Origin of the sequence: Paraburkholderia fungorum (assembly GCF_046027605.1) — a bacterium.
GTDB classification, from domain to species: Bacteria; Pseudomonadota; Gammaproteobacteria; order Burkholderiales; family Burkholderiaceae; genus Paraburkholderia; species Paraburkholderia fungorum_F.
Genome location: NZ_JAQQEF010000005.1, coordinates 191,551 through 213,598, shown reverse-complemented (window position 1 = coordinate 213,598; position 22,048 = coordinate 191,551). Strand labels below are relative to the sequence as shown.

Annotated in this window: 20 protein-coding genes and 1 pseudogene; 10 read left to right on the top strand and 11 right to left on the bottom strand. The window is 62.8% G+C overall.

What is annotated here, in order from left to right; all coding sequences use genetic code 11:
* Nucleotides 1-58: 58 nt before the first annotated feature.
* Entirely contained in the window at nucleotides 59-586 is a 528-nt protein-coding gene (locus PQR53_RS11440) for a Spy/CpxP family protein refolding chaperone (protein WP_408453249.1), read from the bottom strand.
* Nucleotides 587-806: 220 nt separating this feature from the next.
* Between PQR53_RS11440 and PQR53_RS11435 the strand changes: the two genes are divergently transcribed.
* Both PQR53_RS11435 and PQR53_RS11430 read left to right on the top strand, forming a co-directional pair.
* A complete protein-coding gene (locus PQR53_RS11435) occupies nucleotides 807-1,532 on the top strand; it encodes a response regulator (protein ID WP_054035058.1) in 726 nt (241 codons plus the stop codon).
* Complete coding sequence (locus PQR53_RS11430) at nucleotides 1,516-2,832, top strand: ATP-binding protein (RefSeq protein ID WP_408453247.1); 1,317 nt, start codon at nucleotides 1,516-1,518, stop codon at nucleotides 2,830-2,832. The genes PQR53_RS11435 and PQR53_RS11430 overlap by 17 nt, the downstream gene beginning before the upstream one ends.
* Nucleotides 2,833-2,957: 125 nt before the next feature.
* Here the strand turns inward: PQR53_RS11430 and PQR53_RS11425 are convergent, their stop codons facing one another.
* The gene (locus PQR53_RS11425; protein ID WP_408453245.1) at nucleotides 2,958-3,224 is read right to left on the bottom strand and encodes a hypothetical protein; all 267 of its coding nucleotides are present in this window, start codon (nucleotides 3,222-3,224) and stop codon (nucleotides 2,958-2,960) included.
* A 127-nt stretch (nucleotides 3,225-3,351) separates the two neighbouring features.
* Nucleotides 3,352-5,043 carry a sensor domain-containing diguanylate cyclase gene (locus tag PQR53_RS11420; RefSeq protein ID WP_408453242.1) on the bottom strand — a complete coding sequence of 564 codons (1,692 nt, stop codon included), beginning with the start codon at nucleotides 5,041-5,043 and terminating at the stop codon, nucleotides 3,352-3,354.
* Between the two features lie 729 nt (nucleotides 5,044-5,772).
* Here PQR53_RS11420 and PQR53_RS11415 point away from each other — a divergent pair.
* Together PQR53_RS11415 and PQR53_RS11410 are read left to right on the top strand one after the other, a co-directional pair.
* Nucleotides 5,773-7,524 carry an ABC transporter permease gene (locus tag PQR53_RS11415; RefSeq protein WP_408453239.1) on the top strand — a complete coding sequence of 584 codons (1,752 nt, stop codon included), beginning with the start codon at nucleotides 5,773-5,775 and terminating at the stop codon, nucleotides 7,522-7,524.
* 95 nt (nucleotides 7,525-7,619) lie between these two features.
* Nucleotides 7,620-8,966 (top strand): ABC transporter ATP-binding protein, encoded by a 1,347-nt coding sequence (locus PQR53_RS11410; protein WP_408233065.1) that lies wholly within the window; start codon nucleotides 7,620-7,622, stop codon nucleotides 8,964-8,966.
* A gap of 198 nt (nucleotides 8,967-9,164) precedes the next feature.
* On the opposite strand, the gene PQR53_RS11405 is transcribed toward PQR53_RS11410, so the two are convergent.
* From PQR53_RS11405 to PQR53_RS11395, 3 genes are all read right to left on the bottom strand, one after another.
* On the bottom strand, nucleotides 9,165-9,782 hold the full coding sequence (locus PQR53_RS11405) for a hypothetical protein (RefSeq protein ID WP_408453237.1): 618 nt from the start codon (nucleotides 9,780-9,782) through the stop codon (nucleotides 9,165-9,167).
* Nucleotides 9,779-10,384: a hypothetical protein gene (locus PQR53_RS11400; RefSeq protein ID WP_408453235.1), complete on the bottom strand. Its 606-nt coding sequence runs from the start codon at nucleotides 10,382-10,384 to the stop codon at nucleotides 9,779-9,781. The genes PQR53_RS11405 and PQR53_RS11400 overlap by 4 nt, the downstream gene beginning before the upstream one ends.
* Nucleotides 10,385-10,764: 380 nt before the next feature.
* Entirely contained in the window at nucleotides 10,765-11,826 is a 1,062-nt protein-coding gene (locus tag PQR53_RS11395) for a sigma-54 interaction domain-containing protein (protein WP_408453233.1), read from the bottom strand.
* 369 nt (nucleotides 11,827-12,195) lie between these two features.
* Between PQR53_RS11395 and PQR53_RS11390 the strand changes: the two genes are divergently transcribed.
* Together PQR53_RS11390 and PQR53_RS11385 are read left to right on the top strand one after the other, a co-directional pair.
* Nucleotides 12,196-12,513, top strand: coding sequence for an ElaB/YgaM/YqjD family protein (locus tag PQR53_RS11390; protein ID WP_408453230.1), 318 nt, complete (start codon nucleotides 12,196-12,198; stop codon nucleotides 12,511-12,513).
* A 48-nt stretch (nucleotides 12,514-12,561) separates the two neighbouring features.
* Nucleotides 12,562-12,773 (top strand): annotated as a pseudogene (locus PQR53_RS11385) (hypothetical protein).
* Between the two features lie 88 nt (nucleotides 12,774-12,861).
* On the opposite strand, the gene PQR53_RS11380 reads toward PQR53_RS11385, so the two are convergent.
* On the bottom strand, nucleotides 12,862-13,053 hold the full coding sequence (locus PQR53_RS11380) for a hypothetical protein (RefSeq protein ID WP_408453228.1): 192 nt from the start codon (nucleotides 13,051-13,053) through the stop codon (nucleotides 12,862-12,864).
* A gap of 36 nt (nucleotides 13,054-13,089) precedes the next feature.
* Between PQR53_RS11380 and PQR53_RS11375 the strand changes: the two genes are divergently transcribed.
* From PQR53_RS11375 to otsA, 4 genes are all read left to right on the top strand, one after another.
* Nucleotides 13,090-14,490 carry a sigma-54-dependent transcriptional regulator gene (locus PQR53_RS11375; RefSeq protein WP_408453227.1) on the top strand — a complete coding sequence of 467 codons (1,401 nt, stop codon included), beginning with the start codon at nucleotides 13,090-13,092 and terminating at the stop codon, nucleotides 14,488-14,490.
* 1,129 nt (nucleotides 14,491-15,619) lie between these two features.
* Entirely contained in the window at nucleotides 15,620-15,868 is a 249-nt protein-coding gene (locus PQR53_RS11370) for a hypothetical protein (protein WP_408453225.1), read from the top strand.
* 153 nt (nucleotides 15,869-16,021) lie between these two features.
* Nucleotides 16,022-16,249: a hypothetical protein gene (locus PQR53_RS11365; RefSeq protein ID WP_179736906.1), complete on the top strand. Its 228-nt coding sequence runs from the start codon at nucleotides 16,022-16,024 to the stop codon at nucleotides 16,247-16,249.
* Nucleotides 16,250-16,463: 214 nt separating this feature from the next.
* On the top strand, nucleotides 16,464-17,891 hold the full coding sequence (gene otsA, locus PQR53_RS11360; protein ID WP_408453222.1) for an alpha,alpha-trehalose-phosphate synthase (UDP-forming): 1,428 nt from the start codon (nucleotides 16,464-16,466) through the stop codon (nucleotides 17,889-17,891).
* Nucleotides 17,892-18,031: 140 nt separating this feature from the next.
* Here otsA and PQR53_RS11355 read toward each other — a convergent pair whose 3' ends face one another.
* From PQR53_RS11355 to dcm, 4 genes are all read right to left on the bottom strand, one after another.
* Nucleotides 18,032-19,486 carry an MFS transporter gene (locus PQR53_RS11355; RefSeq protein ID WP_408453220.1) on the bottom strand — a complete coding sequence of 485 codons (1,455 nt, stop codon included), beginning with the start codon at nucleotides 19,484-19,486 and terminating at the stop codon, nucleotides 18,032-18,034.
* Between the two features lie 135 nt (nucleotides 19,487-19,621).
* Nucleotides 19,622-20,125: a YbhB/YbcL family Raf kinase inhibitor-like protein gene (locus PQR53_RS11350; RefSeq protein WP_179736910.1), complete on the bottom strand. Its 504-nt coding sequence runs from the start codon at nucleotides 20,123-20,125 to the stop codon at nucleotides 19,622-19,624.
* Between the two features lie 101 nt (nucleotides 20,126-20,226).
* Complete coding sequence (locus tag PQR53_RS11345; RefSeq protein WP_408453217.1) at nucleotides 20,227-20,673, bottom strand: very short patch repair endonuclease; 447 nt, start codon at nucleotides 20,671-20,673, stop codon at nucleotides 20,227-20,229.
* 30 nt (nucleotides 20,674-20,703) lie between these two features.
* Nucleotides 20,704-21,987 carry a DNA (cytosine-5-)-methyltransferase gene (gene dcm / locus PQR53_RS11340; protein WP_408453214.1) on the bottom strand — a complete coding sequence of 428 codons (1,284 nt, stop codon included), beginning with the start codon at nucleotides 21,985-21,987 and terminating at the stop codon, nucleotides 20,704-20,706.
* Between the last annotated feature and the right edge of the window lie 61 nt (nucleotides 21,988-22,048).

Genomic DNA, 22,048 nt, shown 5'->3' with positions numbered 1-22,048 from the left:
CGGCCGCGCGAGCCGCCTTCCGCCTGCGTCGTACCGCCTAATGCTTACCGCTTACCGCTTACTGATTCGCAGCCGGCGCCGACGCCGCGCCCTTGTGATGTTGCCAGCGATCGCGCATCTTCTCGTGACGCGCTTCCATCTTCGCAAAACGCTGCTTCAGCGCCGTGCTGACGGTGGTCTTCTGCTGGTCGTTCAAGCCGTTATAGAACTTGAGCCACGCATCCGAGGTTTGCTGACGCAGTTGGGCGTCTTTCTGCTCGACTTGCTGATGCGCGGCAGCCATGGCGTTCAGGTCCAGAATCGGCTGCTGCTGCGCGGCCTTGAACTGGTCCTTGATCTGTTTATGGTTGGCGCGCATCGCTTCGTGGTTCTGCTTCATGGTGTCGAGCGCGGCTTGCCATTGCTTTTCCTGATCCGCGTTCAGTTTCAACTGGTCATGTAGTTGCGTCAGTTCCTTCATGAAGTGGCCATGCCAGCCGCCGGGGCCGCCATGGGCGGCGGGCTGTGCGGCATAGGCAGCGCCCGCGCCGATAGCGAGGGCAGTGGCGGCAACGGCGAGAACGCGCGACATTTTTCTGGTGGACATGTAAGACTCCCTGTAATGGAATAGCCGACGATGCAACCGGTGATAGAGGACGGCCTGCATTCGGTAAGTCACAGCGTAGACAAGTGCGTCCGGCGCTGTGTTACGTGGTTTGATGCGGCTATTACGGGTCATTACGTACGCCTTTCACCGTAACACCCGGTAACCCTTGATGGCCGTCTGAAATCGAAAACCCTTCTTGCTGCGCGTTAAACTTCATCCCATGGCTACTCAAATACTTGTTGTCGACGACGACGTCGAATTGCGCGATCTGCTGCGCGACTATCTGGCCCGTCAGGGCATCGAAGTCTCGGTGCTGCACGACGCGGGTACGCTCGAACGCAGGCTCGAACGCGAGCGTCCGGATCTGATCGTGCTCGATCTGATGATGCCGGGCGTAGACGGGCTGACCGCGCTGCGCAAGCTGCGCGCATCAGGCGACGACATCCCGGTGATCATGCTCACCGCACGGGCTGACGACGTCGACCGTATCGTCGGCCTCGAACTCGGCGCGGACGACTATCTCGGCAAGCCGTTCAATCCTCGCGAGCTATTGGCGCGTGTGCAGGCAGTGCTGCGGCGCCGCCGCACGCTGCCCTCGGCGGCGGCGCCGGAGCAACGCGAGCCGTTCAACTTTGGCCGCTTCACGCTGGACTTCCAGTCGCGCACGCTGCATCTGGAAGACAAGCCGCTCACGTTGTCGGGCAGTGAATTCGCGCTGCTGAAGATTTTCGTCAACCACCCCATGCGCACGCTCACCCGTGAGCGTCTGCTCGAACTGCTGCATGGCCCGGAGTACGACGGCACCGACCGCGGCATCGACGTCCAGGTGTGGCGCCTGCGTCGTATTCTTGAAACCGACCCGTCCACGCCGCGCTTCATTCAGACGGTGCGCGGACGCGGCTACGTGTTCGTGCCGGATGGCGAACAGCATGCGCCGGCCCATTGATTCGCTGTTCGGGCGGCTGGCGCTGCTAGTCATTGCGGTGCTGCTGCTGTCCCATTTCGCGTGGTACGCGCTCATCCGGCTCGAGCGCAGCCAGCTGCAAACGCGCTACGCAGTCGAGGAAGCCATCTTCCTCGTCGACTCGGTGCGCCAGCACGTCGCCCGCACGCCGGACCAGCCCTTGCCGTCGCGCGTCAGGCTGGTCGATCCGGCAAGCCCCGACGTGGCGCCGGAGAACGCCGAACTGCCTGCGCCGCTCGAACGTTTCGCCGAGGACGTGCGCGATCGCATGCCCGCCGGCACCCTGGTGCGGGTTGGGCCGCCGGGCCGTCCCCCCACGCTGTGGGTGCGCGCCACCACGGATCGCAGCTGGATCGTGGTGCCGCTGCAGCCCTTGCGCCCGCCGCGTTCGCTTGACCGCACGGTGCTGTGGCTCGCGATCATTTTCTCGTTCGCGGTGATGGCGGCGCTGTTTGCCGCGTGGGCGCTGCAGCAGCCGTTGCGCTCGCTCGCCCAGGCGGTGGCGCGCTTCGGTCGCGGCCTGCCGGTGCCGCCGGTGCCCGAGCGCGGGCCGCGCGAGTTGCGGCAGTTGACGCACGGCTTCAACCAGATGGTTCAGGAAGTGGCGCGTACTGAAAACGACCGGGCGGTGATGCTGGCCGGCGTCGCGCACGACCTGAAAACGCCGCTGGCACGCTTGCGGTTGCGCGCCGAAATGATGGAAGAAGTGAAGATGCGTGACGGCGTCGTGCGCGACGTCGATTCGATGACGCATATCGTCGAACAGTTTCTGGTGTTCGCGCACGACGGCGCCGATCGCAGCGAGGCGGTCGAGGTAGACGGGCAATGCGAGCGCGTGGTGCGCAGCTATCGCGCGGTGGCGGCGGGTGCGAACACGGTGCGGACCGAACTCAACGCAGGGCCCGGTTTCCTGCTGCCGGCGGCCACGCTCGACCGGATCCTGTCGAACCTGTTGGACAACGCGCACGCCTACGGCGCGCCGCCGATCGTAGTCGCCACGGCGCGCACGGCGCAGGGTTTCACGCTGTCGGTGAGCGACAACGGCAGCGGTATCGCCGCGCAGGACCTGATCAATGCGAGCCGGCCATTCGTGCGGCTCGACCCGGCACGCGGCGGCAATGGTCATAGCGGGTTGGGGCTTGCGATCGTGGAGCGTCTGGTGCGGCGCGCGGGCGGCGAGTGGGAGATCGGCAACCACGGCGGCCGTGGCTTGCGGGTCTTGATGAGCTTTCCGTTCGAAGCGGTGCCGCGTGTCATGGCGGCTTCGGAAAGCGTCTGGTAAAGCATCGGATCAGGGTGAGCGGGCTGGGCGGCAGGCGCCTGCCCGGCTGTGTCTATTCCAGAGCGCAATGTCCGGATGAGATGTCTGGAAGCGTTGTCCGAAAGCGTTGTCCGGCAACCCTTGCGCTAGTCTGAAAACAGCGTGTTCAACGCATTCGCCGCGTCGCTATCCACCGTATTCCACGTGACCGTTTCGGCTTCGAAAATGTAGTGCGTGGTGTACTTGCCAAGACGCGCGAGTATCTCTTCCTGAATCAGTTCCGGCGCGACAGCCAGTTTCAGATACCACGCGGTCGACGACAAGCGCGTCTGGAACGCGCCATATTCGGCCAGCAGATGGTCGAATGCTTGAGCATCCTGATCGCGACAGACGATGACCAAATTTCCCTTCATGCGAATCTCCCGTTAGAGCGGTAGCGGCAACCTCAATACCAGGGTTGATCATACCTGCTTCGTTACAGGACGCCTGAAGCCAGGACTTGCTTTGCATCAGCTACCGCACCTATCCGCGGCACGGGTATCACCAGACGCTGGCCACCGTCCGCGCGGGCGGCGCGGTGTCGTCGGGCGGCAGGGCTTCGGTGCGGTCGCGGCCGCCCGTCTTCGCCGCGTAGAGCGCCGTGTCGGCGCGGCTCATGATGCGCTCCGGCAGATCGTCGGAGGAGAGTTCGGTGATGCCGATGCTCACGCTCAAGCCCACCGAGGCCGGCAGCTTCGGCGAAGGCATCGCCTTCAGGCGCAGGCGCAAGCGCTCGACGACTTCGCGGCCGCCCGCCAGATCCGTGGCCGGCAGCAACAAGCCGAACTCTTCACCGCCCAGCCGGCCGATCGCATCAGCGCCGCGCAACTCGGCCCGGCAGGTGTCGACGAAATGTTCGAGCGCGCGGTCGCCGGCGGCATGGCCGAAGCGGTCGTTGATCTGCTTGAAGTGGTCGAGGTCGGCGATTGCCATGCACAGCGGCTCGTTGCACGCATGCGCGCGTTCGATCTCGTGGCGCAGCAGGTCGAGGAAGTAACGCCGCGACAGTGCGCCGGTCAGCGCATCGTGGCGCGCCTCGGCCGAGAGCAGTGTGTTGGCCGATTGCAATTGCTCGGCAAGGTCGCGGGTGGCGCGATGGTGACGCCGCTCGCGTACATACGACACGGTGATGACCCACGCCAGCGCGACGGTGCCGGCCAGCGTCAGAAACACCAGCAGATGATCGCGCTTGTGATTGCGCAACAGCTCGGGCCAGGCCGCGAGCGGATCGACCAGATGCGCCGACAATCCCGAGTTCAAGCCGCCGCGTGCCTGATACAGCGCCGGCGCCGGCTGCGCGCCCATGCCGAACAGCTGTCCAGCAATCGCGGTAGGCACCCAGGGCGCCTGCTCGCGCACTTGTGTGTCGACCTGGATCTGTACATCGGGGAGGGTTTCGCGGCGATAGATGGTCATGCGCGCGGCTGCGCTCATCTGCGTGACGCGCGAGTTCGGCAGCGCGTGGCCTTCGAGTTCGCTGTTGTGCGCCATGATGATGAGGCCGTTGTCGTCGGCGACGAAAGTGCCGGCATGCGCGACCCAGTGGCGCAACCGCGCGATTCCCACCTTGGCCACCACGACCCCGACAAGCAGGCCGTCGGCATACACCGGCGCGGCGATGAAGATGCCCGGCTCACCGCTATTGCGGCCCACGCCATAGGCTTCCGAGAATGCACCGAGCAAAGCATTCGTCAGGTAGCCGCGAACCCGCATGTCGATGCCGACAAAGGAGCTTTCCCGGGCAAGCGGGTTGTTGATGGCGTTGCTCGATGCGACGCAGATGCCGTTGGCATTGACGAGCCAGATCTGATCGAGCCCGGAGAAGCCTTGCGCGTCGTGCAGGAAGTTGCTCACGGCGATCATCCGCGGGTCTTTCAACAACGTGGTGCGCAGGGCGGGTTCCGCCGCTTCGCTGTTCGCGGCATAATTCTGGGATTGCACTAGCGCGCGCTGGACCACGTCCATTTCGGCCATGGTTGCGGGGATGGCGCGAGACATCGCGAGGTCGCTGGCGATCACCTCCGCCATGTTATCGACAATCGACGTGGACATTTGCCGCTGTGCGCGCAGGGCCGCGTCCAGCTCTTGCTGTACCATCCGGTCCGCGACCATGCCGGCCACGAACCAGCAAACGAGCACGATCAGGACGAAGCTGATCGGTCCGGTTGCCTGGCGCAAGGTTGTGCTGTTCATCGACCCTCTGATCCGTCTGGCTGTGACATGCAACTAGCTCATTTGTGGCAGCGCGCTGGCGCTATTTCGCTTCGGTGCACGCGGCTGGCAACACGCCCCTGGTGTGAGCCTCGTTGTGGCCCGGCATAGTCGCAAGCGGCGTGCCGTCTCCTGATTTTAACCGTCACGGGGCCCAACGCCACCGTTATTGCGGGAATGCGAAGTATGTCCGTGGCGCCCATCAGGTTCTTAACGGCAGCGCATCAGTTTTCTGAATGGCTGCGCGGATTTTCCGGTGTTTGAAACGCGGCGCCGGCCGCTATCGCAGCGGTGGGGAGGTGGCTCGCGCGCGGCAGGAGTTGCTTCGCTGCAGCGCGCGTCGACACCGGCCGGCGGCCGTTGCCGGAGTGTTCCTGGCGATTTGCCGCTATTTGCCGCGAAAGGTTGTGCCTGAAACATAGGATGGTGTAGTGTCGTGCCGTCCAAAACAAAGGAAAGCTCGCCAGCCTTCGGGCGGCGCCTGCGGCGACAGGAGCCCGGCTTGACGGTTTGCGGTCCCGGGCGGCTCGCCCACGGACATGTCCGTCACCGGTTCACGTGTCTCCAACGCTAACGATTTACCGCGCCCACGCGTTTTGCCATGCCTGATTTCCGCTTTCCGGACCGATCTTCAGACCGCCGCGCCGAAGCCGCAGCCCCCTTCGTGCGTTTGAATGCCTGTATGGCCAGTATCAAAGGGGAGAGCGTCTGATGGATTTCAGCTTCAATCTGAAGCGCACCGCCAATGCGTCGGCATGGCGGGTGCTGCCCAATCGCTGGGATTTCGTCGCCTTCCCGTTGATCATCTGCATCATCGCGATGGCCGCGATCGGCTTTCACGAGACCTTGGCGCCGATGTCGACGCTCAAGACCCAGGCGATTTCGCTCGACCCGGCGAATCTGCCGGAGTACGCCATGCGCACCACGCTGCGCATGCTGGCGGCCATGGTCGCCTCGCTGACCTTCACGCTGGTGTACGGCACGCTGGCGGCCAAGAGCCGCCGCGCCGGTCTCGTGCTGGTGCCGATTCTCGACATCCTGCAGTCGGTGCCGGTGCTCGGCTACATTTCGTTTACGGTCACGTTCTTCCTCGCGCTGTTCCCGGGCCGTGTGCTCGGCGCCGAACTGGCGGCGATCTTCGCGATCTTCACGAGCCAGGCGTGGAATATGACGTTCAGCTTCTACCAGTCGCTGCGCACGGTGCCGCGCGATCTGGACGAAGTCTCGCGCGGTTTTCATCTGACTTCATGGCAGCGCTTCTGGAAGCTCGAAGTACCGTTCTCGATGCCGGGACTCATCTGGAACATGATGATGTCGATGTCGGGCGGCTGGTTCTTCGTGGTTGCGTCTGAGGCCATCACGGTCGGCAACCGGACGATCATCCTGCCGGGGATTGGCGCTTATCTCGCGCAGGCAATCTCGGACAAGAATCTGCATGCGATCGGCTGGGTGATCCTCGCCATGACCGTCGTGATTCTCGCCTACGACCAGTTTCTGTTCCGCCCGCTCGTCGCATGGGCCGACAAATTCCGCATGGAAAACACCAGTTCGGGCGACGCGCCGGAATCGTGGCTGCTCGACCTGATCCGCCGCACCCGGCTGATTCACCGTCTGCTGGTGCCGCTCGGCTGGATGTTCGCGAAGGCCGCGCGCGTGCCGTTCCGACTGCCGGCGTTCCAGGGGCCGCGCTTCCAGATTCCGCAGAGCCAGAAGAGTTCGCGCGTCGGCGATATTCTGTGGGCGGCGCTGGTGCTGATCGTCACCGTGTACGTGGTGTCTCGCGTGTTCATGTATGTGCGCACTAGCGTCTCGCTCGACGAGGTCTGGCATGTATTGGTGCTCGGGCTCATCACGCTGCTGCGAGTGGTGGTGCTGATCGCGATCGCTTCCGTGATCTGGGTGCCGATCGGCGTACTGGTCGGCTTGCGGCCGGCGCTCGCGGAGAAAATCCAGCCGATCGCGCAGTTTCTCGCCGCGTTCCCGGCGAACCTGCTGTTCCCGGTGTTCGTGATCGCGATCGTGCGTTTTCATCTGAACCCGGACATCTGGCTGTCGCCGCTGATCGTGCTCGGCACGCAGTGGTATATCCTGTTCAACGTGATTGCCGGCGCGAGCTCGTATCCGAACGACTACCGCGAAGCCGCCAAGAACTTCCATATCCGCGGCTGGCAGTGGTGGCGCCAGGCCATGCTGCCGGGCATCTTCCCGTACTACGTGACGGGTGCGATCACCGCGTCGGGCGGCGCGTGGAACGCGAGCATCGTCGCGGAATTCGTTCAGTGGGGCGACACGAAGGTGGCCGCGCACGGCCTCGGCGCCTATATCGCGCAATCCACGGCGGCGGGCGACTATCCGAAGATCATCGTCGGCATTGCCGTGATGTCCCTGTTCGTGACCCTGTTCAACCGTCTGCTGTGGCGTCCGATGTACGCCTACGCCGAAGCCAAGCTCCGGCTTGATTGAGCGCCCCCGAACCTGTCGCTTCGCGCCGGGCCCCCGAAGGGGTAAAAACGTGGGGCGGTCCGGCGTTTTGTTGAGAGAAATGAAGGCTAAACGCGATGCAAAATCCTAAAGCTGCTATGACCGCCGCGCCGATCCAGACACCGCCGAAGCCGCCGCGCCTCGGCGAGGAGATCCTGCGCGTCAAGGACGTGTGCCGCGGGTTCAACAAGTCGCAGGGCGAGCTGCTCGTCCTCGATGACGCGAATCTGTCGTTGCGCGAAGGCGAGATTGTCGGTTTGCTGGGCCGCTCGGGTTCGGGTAAGTCCACTCTGCTGCGCATCATCGCCGGTCTGATCGAGCCGACCGACGGCGAAGTCACGTATATGGGCAAGCCGCTCGACGGCCCGGCCAAGGGCGTGGCAATGGTGTTTCAGACCTTCGCGCTATTTCCGTGGCTGACCGTGCTGCAAAACGTGGAAGCGGGTCTGGAAGCGCAAGGCGTCGGCGCGAGCGAGCGGCGCACGCGCGCGCTCGCGGCAATCGACCTGATCGGTCTGGACGGTTTCGAAAACGCTTATCCACGCGAGTTGTCGGGCGGCATGCGTCAGCGCGTCGGCTTCGCGCGCGCGCTGGTGGTCGACCCCACGCTGCTGCTGATGGACGAACCGTTCTCGGCGCTCGACGTGCTGACCGCCGAAACGCTGCGTACCGACCTGCTCGATCTGTGGACGCAAGGCCGCATGCCGATCAAGGCGGTGCTGATCGTCACGCACAACATCGAGGAAGCGGTGTTCATGTGCGACCGGATTCTGGTGTTGTCGTCCAATCCCGGCCGCGTGATCGCTGAGATCAAGGTGCCGTTCAAGCATCCGCGCAACCGTCTGGATCCGGCGTTCCGGCGTCTGGTGGACGAGATCTACGCGAAGATGACCGCGCGTCAGACCGACGAAAAGACCAAGAAGGGGCTGGAGCTGCACAGCTGGCTGCCGCATGTGTCGACCAACCTGATGGCCGGTCTGATCGAGACGCTCGCCGCCGCGCCGTACCACGGCCGCGCGGACATGCCGGAAATTGCCCGCTCGCTGCATCTGGAGGTGGACGATCTGTTCCCGGTTGCCGAAGTGCTGCAGCACCTCGGTTTTGCCGACGTGCGCGAAGGCGATATTTTCCTGACGCCGCCGGCGCGCGTGTTCTCGGAATTCGGCACCCAGGAACGCAAGATGATGTTCGCCGAGCATCTGTTGCGTCACGTGCCGCTCGCCGCGCGAATCAAGAAGGTGTTGAACGAACGGCCGGGGCATCGCGCGCCGCGCGTGCGCTTCGAGCAGGAGCTGGAGGATTTTCTGTCGGACAGCGCCGCGGAAGAGACGCTCGACGCAGTGATCAACTGGGGCCGTTATGGCGAGATCTTCTCGTACAACGACCAGACGGAAATTTTCAGTCTGGAAGACGTGGAGTCTTAAGCCCGGTCAGGTTGCTTGAAGCTGATCACGCAAAACATAGCGATCCGCGTCGCCTGAATAACAAAACCCCATGCTTTGGAAAGCGTGGGGCTGGTCAGCAATCGGAGCGGCAGGGGAGACCCGGCCGCTTTTTTTATTGCGAGGATGCGGGCGCACCGGTTCGTCCGCCGCCTCCCGCCACCGGCGATTGCGCTTTTCTTATTGCAAATTACCCCAGCGCTCCACAGCTGGTTCCGCCGACGCCCACTTCCAGCCCTTGTCCTGCTGGCACGCGCTCGCCGTGTACCAGTCTTCATGCGCATTCGGGCCGTCGCCGTCCTGCACCGAGAACACGAAATCTTTGCACAGTGCGAGCGCCGAGCTGAACGCGCGCGTCACGCGCACCTGGCCGTGGCCGTTCTCGATCGGCAGCGTGTGCTTGATCATCCACGGCCGCGTCTCGCCGACCGGCATCGCCCCTGCCAACGCGGCGATCATGTTCTGCTGATCGGTGTGCATGACGCGCATATAGTGGGCGACGGCTTCGTCGGTCGCGGCCTGTACGGCGATACCGATGCCGATACCGATTGCCGGATTGGAGGTCACGAGACCTGACGCGACACCGGCTGCAGCGCCGCTTGCCGCGCCGACCGACGAGCAGCCGCTCGTCAGCAGACTGGCGCCGACGCAGAGTGCGCCGGCCAGCACGAGCCGCAGCCGGCTGCCGGAAAGCGCCGCAAGGGCACGCGGTACCCGGGCCGCACGCGGGCCGTCGACGAACCGTGGCTCAGACAGCGCCGATTCGCTGCGCGGACGAGGAAGCGACAGCGCCTTCATTGCAACGCGCCCCAGCGTTCGGTCGCGGGTTCGGCCGATGCCCATTTCCAGTTGTCGCCGTCACGGCAGATCGACGCGACGTAGAACGCGCTGCTCGCCGGCACATTCTTGGTAGCGGTCTGATCAACCGAGAAGACGATTTCCTTGCAGTCGAGCGCGCCAGCGCTGATCGTGCGGCTGACGGTGACGCGGCCGTGTTCGTCGTCTTCGATCGGCACCGAGTGGATCACGTTCCACGGTGCGATCGCGCCGACGTCGAGCGGTCCGGCGATTTTGGCGATACCGTCCTGCGTATTCTTATGGACCACGCGCTCCGAGTACTGCACGCCGGCGCGCGCGGCGGCCACCGCGCCCAGACCGATGCCGGTAGCAACTGCCGCGTTGCTGGTCACTTTGGCTGCAAGCGCGGCGCCCGCGATACCGGCGCCGGCGGTGGCGCCTTCCGAATAGAGCGAACTACAGCCGCTCAATGCCGCTGAGATCGCCACGGCCAACGCGACGAGCGCTGTTGTAGCCCGCCTTGCGCGTTGCGCTGCTAGAGGCGCTTCGGATGCTTCGGCTGTTGGTTTTGCCCATCCGGTCCACACCATACTTTTTTGCATTTCCCTGTCTCTATTCCTGCAAGTGCCTTTCGTTCACGCGCGACGCGGGCGGATAAACGGCGGGCACGTCTTTCTCATCGTTGCATTATGTGCTGCCGCATTTTGCAGGATGCGATTTGTAATTGGCAGTGGGAAAGTGCAAGCAATTGCAAAAGATAGTGCGAGACGAATCGGTTTCTGCTGAGCGAAAGCCGATTTTGATTGGTGGTGCGAAGGGATTAATTACGAGACGACGGATGCGCAGAAACGGCCATTTCTGCAGAAAAGGAAGGTGCAACAGATGCAGGAGAAGGCGCAAAAAAAGTAGCCGGCCCGCACAGCAGCACCACACCCGGCATCACCCGCTCACGCGAACAAATCGCGTGAGCGCCTGGCACGGCTTATTGTTCGGTATCTTCTTCCGCGCCTTCGTCGTCGCCGTACGCACTCAAGCGGTTGTACAGCGTTTTCAGGCTCACGCCGAGCGCCTTGGCTGCACGCCGCTTGTCGCCGCCGCAATATTTGAGCGTGCCGAGAATGATCTGCTTTTGCGCATCGGCGAGTGGCGTACCGATGCACACGTTCATCGCGTCGCCCTGCGTTACCGGCTTTTTCACGCGCGACGCGAGGTGCGGATGCGGCAGTTCGACCGTCTTCTCCGCGAGAATGAACGCGCGATACACCGCGTTTTTCAACTCGCGCACGTTGCCCGGCCACGACCAGGTTCGCAATGTTTCGATCGACCGTTTGCTGAAGCTTTTGCTCGCGTTTTCCTGATGATTCAGCAACGCGAGGAAGTGTTGCGCGAGCAGTTCCCGATCGTTCTCACGCTCGCGCAACGGCGGCGCGCGCAACGGAAAAACCGCCAGCCGGTACATCAGGTCTTCACGCAGACCGTTTTCCTTCACGGCTACCGCGGGATCGCGATTGGTCGCCGCAATCACGCGCACGTCGCCGCGAATCAGTTCGTTGCCGCCGACCCGGAAAAACGTGCCGGTCTCGAGCGCACGCAAGAGTTTGACCTGGCGCACCGGCGCCATTTCAGTGATTTCGTCGAGGAACAGCGTGCCGCCGTTCGCGTGTTCGAAGTAGCCGACGCGTCCCTGGACCGCGCCGGTGAAGCTGCCTTTTTCATGGCCGAACAATTCGGCTTCGATGAGTTCGTCGGGAATCGCACCGCAGTTGACGGCGACAAACGGGGCGTCCTTGCGGCCACTTTTATCGTGAATCGTGCGGGCAATTAATTCCTTGCCGGTGCCGGATTCGCCGATGACCAGCGCGGTCGCGTCGGTGCTGGCGACGCGTTCGATCTGTTCGTACAGATCGAGCATCACCGGCGACGAGCCATACAGCAGCCCGTACGATTTCAGTCCCGCGATGCCGTCCGCGACGCGCTGCTTCGCCTGTGCCGAAGCATTGCCGCCGGCGGAGACGGTGGGCGAGTCCAGATCGATTGACGCCATAAACGGGGGTCCTGTGCAAATGAGGTTCGGTGCTGCGGCGCGCAGGCCTTGACGCGAGATGGACCAGTGCGGTCACTATCTCACAAAATCCGATTTAACCACTTCGACATCGCTTCCTGCAATCCATGTGGCGGGTCGGCGCAATGGTTCGGCAGCGGCTAGGTGCGCGTTCGGTCGAAAGTGCTTAAGTCCCTGCGGGCACCGGCTGAGATCGGAAAATTTACCGGGCACGGGGTTTGCGTCATCAACCCGACACGCGTGTGCTTTTGAACGTCTTTGTTCAATGCGTGCGGCGCGGATACGGTTCCGATCGTTCGCGCCGCGCTGGAAAAGACACGCAAACGCCGAATTCAGACACAGGAGTGAATGATGACTGACACCACGCAACAGCTTGCACTCGGCGGTCAGAAGATTGTCGACGATCTGCGGGTGCTGCTGACGGACTCGGAAGAGATGCTGCGGCTTGCCGCCAATGTGCCGGGCGAGGGCGTCGACGCGCTGCGCAACCGCCTGGGCGCGCATGTCGAAACCCTGCAATCGACGCTTGGCGATGCGCAGCGCAACGCGCAGCGGCGCTACCGGGCCGCGACCGTCAATACCGAACGCTACGTGCGCCGCAATCCGTGGCGCTCGATCGGCATTGCCGCGGGCGTCGGCTTTCTGCTTGGCGTGCTGAGCTCGCGCTAACGCGCGATGCTGGACGCCAATCCGTTTGACGATAACAAGGAGTTCACGATGGGACGACCCAAAATTGGCATCTTCGGCGCGCTGATGGCTCTCGGCGGGTTTCTGGCGGTGCGCTACGTGCAGCGAAACCGCGCCGCGCAGACTCCGGCGGCGTGACGGCGACGACTGCTGGCGCGTCCACGCCGGACACGGCGCATGGCGCGAATGGCTCGGCGCATCCGAACGGACACGGCGGCGCATGGCCCTTTCCGCGCAGTTAGGCGTGACGTTTGAAAGACCTTGCGCGCGCCGCGTCGTCGATGTGAAACTTTGACGGCGGCGTTTCGCGCACATGACAAATTTGTCTCGTTAAAGCCGTATAATAGGCAAATAGACAACAATGTCGCAGTTCTCGGCGTGATTTCCGTGTCGATTGTTGCGATATTGAATTAAGTCCAAGGATCGCCGCTGTTGTAAAAACGTTGGCGTGTGCTCACATCCGAGCGCATCGCGGCGCAGCGGTATGCCGCCGGCCGGCTTTTTCAGCATGCGGTTTTGCATGCTTCCTCATTTACGCTTTCGGGCTTTCGAGACGCGATGCCACACGTACTGATTGTCGATGACGATGCCGGTACCCGCGAGGCGCTTTCCGCCATCATCGGGGAAGACGGTCTGACTACCGCCACTGCGGGCGATTTGCGCGAAGCGCGCATTCAACTGGTCCGGCAGATGCCGGACGTTGTCTTTACCGATCTGAAGCTGCCCGACGGCAGCGGAGTGGATCTGTTTGAAGATCTCGATCCGCGCTCCGGCGTGGAAGTGATCGTGATTACCGGCCATGCCACGGTGGAGTCGGCGGTCAACGCGCTGAAGATGGGCGCCACCGACTACCTGGTGAAGCCGATCAACATGCAGCGGGTGAAGGCGATTCTGTCGCGGCTGCCGCGCGCCGGCGACCTGAAGGCGGAAATCGGCACGTTGCGCGGCGAGTTGCGGCGCATGGGCCGCTTCGGCTTGATGCTCGGCAATTCACCGGCCATGCAGGAGGTCTACGACCAGATCGGCCGCGTTGCGCCGACGGCGGCCTCGGTCATGCTGGTGGGCGAGTCAGGCACCGGCAAGGAAGTTGCCGCTCAGACGCTGCACCAACTCAGCTTGCGCCGGAAACACGCGTTCCTCGCGGTGAACTGCGGTGCGATCTCGCCGAACCTGATCGAGTCGGAAATGTTCGGTCACGAGCGCGGCTCGTTCACGGGTGCGGACCGTCAGCACAAAGGCTATTTTGAACGCGCGAACGGCGGCACGCTGTTTCTCGACGAAATCACCGAAATGCCGATCGAGTTGCAGGTGAAACTGCTGCGCGTGCTGGAAACCGGCATGTTCATGCGGGTCGGCACGACCAAGGAAATCGAAACGGACGTGCGACTGATCGCGGCGACCAACCGCGATCCTGAGCAGGCGGTGCTGGAAGGCAAGTTGCGGCTCGATTTGTACCATCGTCTGAACGTGTTTCCGATCAGCCTGCCGCCGCTGCGCGACCGGGGTAAGGATGTGGAATTGCTTGCGCAGGCGTTTCTTGACGAACTGAACGAGCGTCACAGCACGAAGAAGCATTTCCCCGCTGCAGTGAAGGAAATGCTGATGTCGTATCCCTGGCCGGGCAATGTGCGCGAGTTGAAGAACTACGTGCAGCGCGCGCACATCATGTCGGGTTCGGATTCGGATAGCACGGCGACGGTGCCGTTGCAGATCACCTTGTCGAAGCCGGCGGCGGGTACGGCGATCACGATTCCGTTTGGGACTTCGCTTGCCGAAGCGGACCGACAGTTGATATTGGCCACACTTGAGCAGTGCGGTGGTGTGAAGACGCGGGCTGCTGAGATTCTTGGTATTAGTCTTAAGACTTTGTATAACCGGCTGGTTGAGTATGGGAATGATGCGCGTGATGATGGGGATGCCGCTGAGGAGGCGCGGGCTTTGAAGGGTGCGGACGTTTAAGGTTTTTTGCCTTCGGTCTTTTCTGCTCGCGCTTGTTTGTTTGCCTACGGCGTTGGCCTTTGCTTGAACTGGTTGCCTGCGTGGCGCTTGTTGTCTGTTTGCCTGCGGCGTTGGCCTCTCCTTGCTTTGTTATTGGTTTATTAGCGTCGCCCCTGTGCGGGGCGGGCACCTACTTCTCTTTGCCGCCGCAAAGAGAAGTAGGCAAGAGAAAGCGGCTCAAACCGCCAATTCTTAAGCGGGTCCCCCGCGCAGTCACGGTAGTGGTGCATCTGGAATCTGTGTTCTCGCACACTCCGCGTGAGTGACACAGCCGTCATACTTCCGGCGGCGCTCCGCGCGCCGTAGCGGTACTTGATAAAACCGCACACTACTGTTGTGACTCGACAAGTTCAGCAAACCATGCGCTGTTGTTACGTCTCTGCGACCTGTCGGCGGTTGTGCGCTGTAGTTAGGGCTCCGCGGAAACTTAGCAAAACCAACAGTTATTGTCGCGCTCTCTGTTGCTTCATTAGGCCAATATCTGCTTCCTTTATTAAGTACGCCAGCAGCGCGGCCGCTGGGCGCTTGACGCGCCTGTCAGGACACCAAAAAACCATTCGGTTTTTTTAGCGCATCGCCGCGGCGAAGCCGATGGCCCTGCCACATCCAAACGAAGCTCCATGTTTTCGATGGACCCTTCCGGCGAGCACGCAGTGCGAGGCGGGAAGTATGAGTGCCTTGTCACTGACGCCAAATGCGCGAGGGCACGGATTCCAGATGCGCCACTACCGTGACTGCGCGGGGAGCCCGCTTAAGAATTAGCGGTTTGAGCCGCTTTCTTTTGCCTACTTTTCTTTGCGGCAGGCAAAGAAAAGTAGGTGCCCGCCCCGCACAGGGGCGACGCCAATAAACCAATAACAAATCAAGGAAAGGCCAACGCCGTAGGCCAACGACCAATAAGCGCCGCGCGGGAAAACAACCCAGGAAAAGCCCGACGCCGCAGGCAAACAGAATAAGCGCCGCGAAAGGAACCAGCTTAAGCAAAGCCCACCGCCGTAGGCAAACAGACAAAGAAACCGCCGAAGGCAAAAACCCGACCGGCACAAGCCTTGCTGCGATCCAGCAGACCGCAAAACCGAGGATAACTACCATGCCGGAATACCCCGCCGCGCCCACGCTTCCCCTCCCAAAACACGCTCACCGCCCGGAGCCGATCGAACCGCCGTCGCCCCCACCGGCCCCGAACCCCGGCGAACCCGACGCCATTCCAAATCCCTCCCCGACTCCCGACCCAATCGAACCCGTCGCGCCGCCGATCGGCGATCCCCCACCACAGCCCACGCAAACGCCACAAGCCAGTCCCCGTCCGCCTTCGCATCGATCAAGCATGCAACTCTGACGTGTTCTGTGCGCTGCGCCACATACCGGCGCAGCAATTTTATGTACTTGTTACAAAGCCGGCGCATCTTTTACCGGCAATTTACCGTCGTGACCCCTAGACTGTATTGATGCCGCTCTCCATAGCGGCGGGCTTCCCCTGGAGGCATCGATCATGAGACATCCAGCACTGCGCCGTTCCGCGCGCCATTCGAAACGCGATTCCCGGCCGGCCAGCAGCAAGAACGGTCCACCCGAAGCACAAGACCCCTCGGCGCATGACCCCTCAGCGCAGAACCGCGTCGCGCCCGACGCGCCGCCAGACGGCGAGTACAACCAGGGCGGTGTGCGCCCGGAAGGACTGGAGTATCAGCGGGATCTGGGCTCGGAACAGGACGCTTAAGCCCGGTTGACGGGCCGGTAAGAACGGTTCCGGTTTTGCCATGCAAAAGCAGTAAAAAACTTCTTCGCGATGCTTCCATGTCGCGCGTTTGTGCTCGTCCGTCACATTTACATACATTTTTATTCCCGACGTCTCAAAAAACGGCACGCGACTTGCGTGCACGTTTTTAGCGCATATCCGTACGCAACGAAACAACTGACCAGGTGGAGTACCAATGAGCAGACTGATCGTGGTATCGAATCGTGTCGCGCCGACGCAGGAAGGCCGTCCCTCAGCAGGTGGCCTTGCGATCGGCGTGTTGGACGCGTTGAAGGAAACCGGCGGCGTCTGGTTCGGCTGGAGCGGCGAAACGGTCAATGAGCCGTCCGCTCCGGTGATCGAAAAGCAGGGCAATGTGACTTACGCGACGGTGGGCCTCACCAAGCGCGACTACGACCAGTACTATCGGGGCTTTTCCAACGCGACACTGTGGCCGACCTTCCACTATCGCAACGACCTGTCGCGCTACGACCGGCAGGAATACGCGGGCTATCAGCGAGTCAACGCGACGCTCGCCAGGCAGCTCAAGGAATTGCTCAAACCCGATGACATCATCTGGGTACACGACTATCACCTGCTGCCGTTCGCGCGCTGCCTGCGTGAGCTCGGGGTGAAGAATCCCATCGGCTTCTTCCTGCATATTCCGTTTCCCGTTCCGGAGGTACTGCGGACCATTCCGCCGCACGAAGAACTGGTCAAGGCAATGTGCAGCTACGACGTGGTCGGCTTTCAGACCGAGGCGGACCGTCAGTCGTTCGTCGACTTTATCGAGCGCGGCCAGCACGGCACCTCGAGCGAGGACGGCATGGTGCACGCCTACAACCGCTTTCTGAAAGTGGCGGCGTACCCGATCGGCATCTATCCGGACGCGATCGCCAAGGCCGCTGAGCAGTTCACCGACCGCAAGCCGGTCCGCAGCCTGCGTGACGGCATGCGTGGGCGCAAGCTGATCATGAGCGTCGACCGGCTCGATTATTCGAAAGGCCTCGTCGAGCGCTTTCAGGCGTTCGAACGCTTGCTGTTGAATGCGCCGGGTTGGCACGGCCGCGTATCGCTGGTGCAGATCGCGCCGCCGACTCGCGCCGATGTGCAGACCTATCAGCGCATCCGTCAGACGCTGGAGGGCGAAGCCGGCCGCATCAATGGCCGGTTCGCGCAACTCGACTGGACGCCGATTCAATATCTGAACCGCAAATACGAACGCAATCTGCTGATGGCGCTGTTCCGTCAATCGCAGGTGGGCTACGTGACGCCGCTGCGCGACGGGATGAATCTGGTCGCCAAGGAGTACGTCGCCTCGCAGGACCCGGCCGATCCGGGTGTACTCGTGCTGTCGCAATTCGCCGGCGCGGCCGAGCAACTGCCGGGAGCACTGGTCGTCAATCCGTTCGATCTGTCGCAGATGGCCGAGGCGCTGGAGCGCGCGCTGTCGATGCCGCTCGCCGAACGGCAAGCGCGGCACGCGGACATGATGGCGCCGATGCGCGAGAATAATCTGTCGGTCTGGCGCGATACGTTCCTGGGCGATCTGCGCAACGTCGCGACGGCCTCTTCCGTGACGGCCAAAGCGGTAAAGCTGGCTGACGTGACGGCATCGTCGTAGCGGCATCGGTGGCGGCGCGGATTCCTTCGAGGGCCGCGCGCGCTGATCACGTCGAACTATTTGCGGATGAATGAAGCATTAAAGAAGGGCGCGGACCGCTGCATGCGATTCGCGCCCTTGTTGTATTGCTGGCCATACGCTCACGCCGTTTGCACATTCACCCGCTGCATGACCCGAAGCGTGCTGACTACGGCGGCGACCGCTGAAAAGCACGCTGCCACATACAGCACGATAGTCGGCCCGTGCTGGGGCGCGATGCCGAAGATCAGCGCGACCAGCGCCGCGCCGAGCGTCTGTCCGGTCAGGCGCGCGGTGCCGAGCATGCCGCTCGCGCCGCCGCTGCGCTCGCGTGGCGCGGCCGACAGGATGGTGCGGTTGTTCGGCGACTGGAAGATGCCGAAGCCGGCACCGCACACCGCCATGCGCCACGCAATCTGCATGGGCTCGGGATGCGCGCCGAGGGTGGCGAGCAGCAGCAGGCCCGCGGTCATCGTGACGAGTCCGACGCCGCCGAGCCAGCCCGATGACACCTTGTCCGCCAACACGCCCGCAATCGGTGCGGCGATGATGATCACCGCGGGCCACGGCGTCATCAGTAAGCCGGTATCGACCTGTGAGAAACCGAGCGTGTCCTGCAAGAGGAACGGCAGTGATACGAAGGCCAGCATCTGCGCGCAAAACGAACACACCGAGGTACCGATCGACAGCGCGAACACCGGAATCCTTAGCAAATCGATCGGCAGCAACGGCGCGGACTGAGTCAATTGACGGCGCACGAAGAAATAACCGATCACGATCGCACCGAGCGCCTCTGCGGTGACCCAGCCGAAGCGCTCACCGTGGCCGAGACCATCGACGGCAAAAATCAGCAGGCCGAACACGAACGCATTCATCACCGCGCTTAAATAGTCGTAGGGCGACTCGTGGCCGGGATTCATCGGCAGCGCCTTGAGGGCGCCTACGATCGCCGCGATCCCGATCGGCACATTGATCGCAAACAGCCACGGCCACGAGGCGACGGCGAGCACCCCGGAAGCGACCGTCGGTCCGACCGCGGACGCCACCGCAACGACCATCGCGTTGAGCGCGACGCCGCGGCCCAGCTGCGCGGGCGGATAGATCATGCGCACGAGCGCGGTGTTGACACTCATGACCCCCGCCGCGCCAAAACCCTGGGCCACGCGGGCGAGCGCGAGCGTCGGCAGCGAGGTGGACAACGCGCAACCGAACGACGCCACCGTGAACAGGATCAGCCCGCCCAGATAAACGCGCCGATAGCCGATCCGGTCGCCGAGCGACGCAAGCGGCAGCAGCGAAATGGTGATGGCAAGCTGGTAGGCGTTGACGACCCAGATCGAGCCGGCTGCGCTCGCGTGCAGATTGCGCGCGATGGTCGGCAGCGCGACGTTGGCGATCGCGCTGTCGAGCACGGCCAGCGTGAGGCCGAGTGCGATGACCAGCATGGCCCAATAGCGTTGAGGGATCGGCAAGCCTCGTTCGGGGCTATCCGCGGACGGTGTGCCGGTGCCCAGGTGGGCGGCTGAAGCGGCATCGGCCGGCGTCGAACCGTCCTTGCGCGATGGTTGTGCGTGCATCGTTTTTTTGATTTGGAGTGAGGCGGCTCATCGACCCGACGATAGGCCGCGCGCCGCGTGCCGCTCTCGAAGACAAGACGGCGCGCGGCGACGATGCCAGCGCTGCGACAGCGCACCGGCATCGCGTCTTACGCGTTATTTGAGCTCATACAGACCTGTGTGGGTGGTCGAATCGAGTTCATTCAGATGCGTCATGAAGCGCGCGACCGCATTGGTGGTATCCGCATTGATCGGCAGATGCGGCACCTTCAGCGCATGCAGGCGGAAGATGTAGCGATGCGCCTTGTCGCCGCGCGGCGGCGCGGCGCCACCGAAGCCGACCGTGCCGTAGTCGTTGCGTACCTGCAGCGCGCCTTGCGGCAGCAGCGAGCCGTCGGCCTTGCCGGCGTTGCGCGGCAGCGAGCGGGCGTCGGCCGGAATATTGACGATCACCCAATGCCAGAAGCCGCTGCCGGTGGGCGCATCGGGATCGTGAACGGTGAGTGCGAAGCTTTGAGTATCGGCCGGCGGTGCATCCCATTGCAGCGCGGGCGAGATGTTCTCGCCGTCCACACCGAAGGCCTTGTCGTGATACTCGTGGGCTTTCGGCATAAAGCCGTTGGTGGGGAACTCGTCGGACCAGAGACGGAAATCAGCCATTGTGTGCCTCCCTTCTTGAGTGGTTCTGGGATGGTTAGCCAATCGAGTGTATCACCAGCCGCTTCGAGATTCCCTTGGATGTGACGGACTACAAGCAGCTTTCAACCGCGTTCCTCGAAGCTCGGCGCGTCGCTCTTCAACCACTCGACGAGCCGCTGCAATACGCCTTCGATATCGCGATTCGCACCACGCAAAGCGCATTCCCACACCACCCCGACACGCCAGCCGCTCGCAAGCAACGCCGCCTTGACCTTGTCGTCGTTGCTGCGATTGCGGCCGATCTTGTCGCGCCAGAATTCCGGCCGCGTTTGCGGCCATTTGAACAGATGACAGTCGTGACCGTGCCAGAAGCAGCCGTGGACCAGAATCACAGCGCGGTAGCGCGGCAGCACGATATCCGGGCGGCCCGGCAGATCGCGCGCGTCAAGGCGGAAGCGAAAGCCCCGGCCATGCAGCAGGCTGCGGATCAGGACTTCAGGCTTCGTGTTGCGGCCGCGAATGCCGGACATCATGCGGCTACGCGTTGCACTGTCGACGATATCGACCATCGTTAGCGCCAGGCTAACTGATCGGGCAGCTCAGGAATAGAGCGAAAGGGTTTGCTTCGAACCATGGTGCGTTTCCTTGGCGAGCAGGGTTTGCACATGTGGCAGCATGATGCGCGCCACTTCCCGCATCACCGGCATGACGACGCTGTTGCCGAACTGCCGGTAAGCCTGCGTGTCGCTGACCGGAATCCTGAACGTATCGGGAAAGCCCATCAGCCGGGCGCATTCGCGCGGCGTGAGACGCCGCGGCCGCAGCTGTTCACCCTGATAGACCAGAATCTCCGAGCCGTCCTTGTGATAGCGCGCGGAGAGCGTGCGCGTGACGCTATCGGGATAGGCCATGCCGAAACCGAAACCATTGCCTGCCGCGCGATGCTTCGCCGCGTAGTTCTGCAGATAGGTCCAGAGATTCGGCGTGAGTGTGTACTTCGGTTGCACCCGTCTGGCGGCGTGGTCGAAGAAGCGATCGTGGTCCCAGGGCAGCACCGGTTCGCTGCCGTCCGTGCGATGCAGGATCGAGCCGAGGCGCGGGCCGCTTTCCGGCAGACGCAGATCGTCCCAGGAAAACGACGTCTTGCCACGAAAGCCGACAATGATGATGCGCTCGCGATGTTGCGGCGTGAAATGCTGGCCGTCGACCACGCGGTAGTGCACTTCATAGCCGAGCTCGTCGCGCAGGGTCTGCAGGATCACGTCGAAGGTACGGCCTTTATCGTGCGAGAGCAGATTCTTCACGTTCTCCAGCAGGAACGCGGCCGGCCGTTTCGCCGCGATGATGCGCGCGACGTCGAAAAACAGCGTGCCTTGCGTCGTGCACTCGAAACCGTGCGGCCGGCCCAGCGCGTTTTTCTTGCTGACGCCGGCAATCGAAAACGGCTGGCATGGAAAGCCGCCGAGCAGCACGTCGTGGCTCGGCACCTCTTCGGCGGGAAACGAGACGATGTCGCCGATCAGCGCGTGCTCGCCGTCGGCGGGATAGTTCTCGCGATAAGTCCTGGTGGAGAAATCGTTCCACTCACTCGTGAAAACGCAGTCGCCGCCGTGCGCCTCGAAACCCATGCGAATCCCGCCGATCCCGGCAAACAGATCGATGAAGCGGAACTGGGCGCCGGCAGTGGCCGCACCGGCCTTTGCCCGGGCACTGCTCTGCAGCAGATCGCGCAAAGCCGGTTCCAGCATGGACGGACACGGTGTTTCGCCTTTTTCCCAGCGGCGTACCGTTTTGATGGCCTTGCCGACGTGCGCGGCGATTTCGCGTTGAGTGAAGCGGGCGCGCGCCTGTCTGAGCAGGTCGAGCGATGCGGCGAGGGTCACGGAGGTCCTTGCTGGGAATTTTTGCGGACATTATGACCTAAGGTCGTCCCTTTTTCCTATT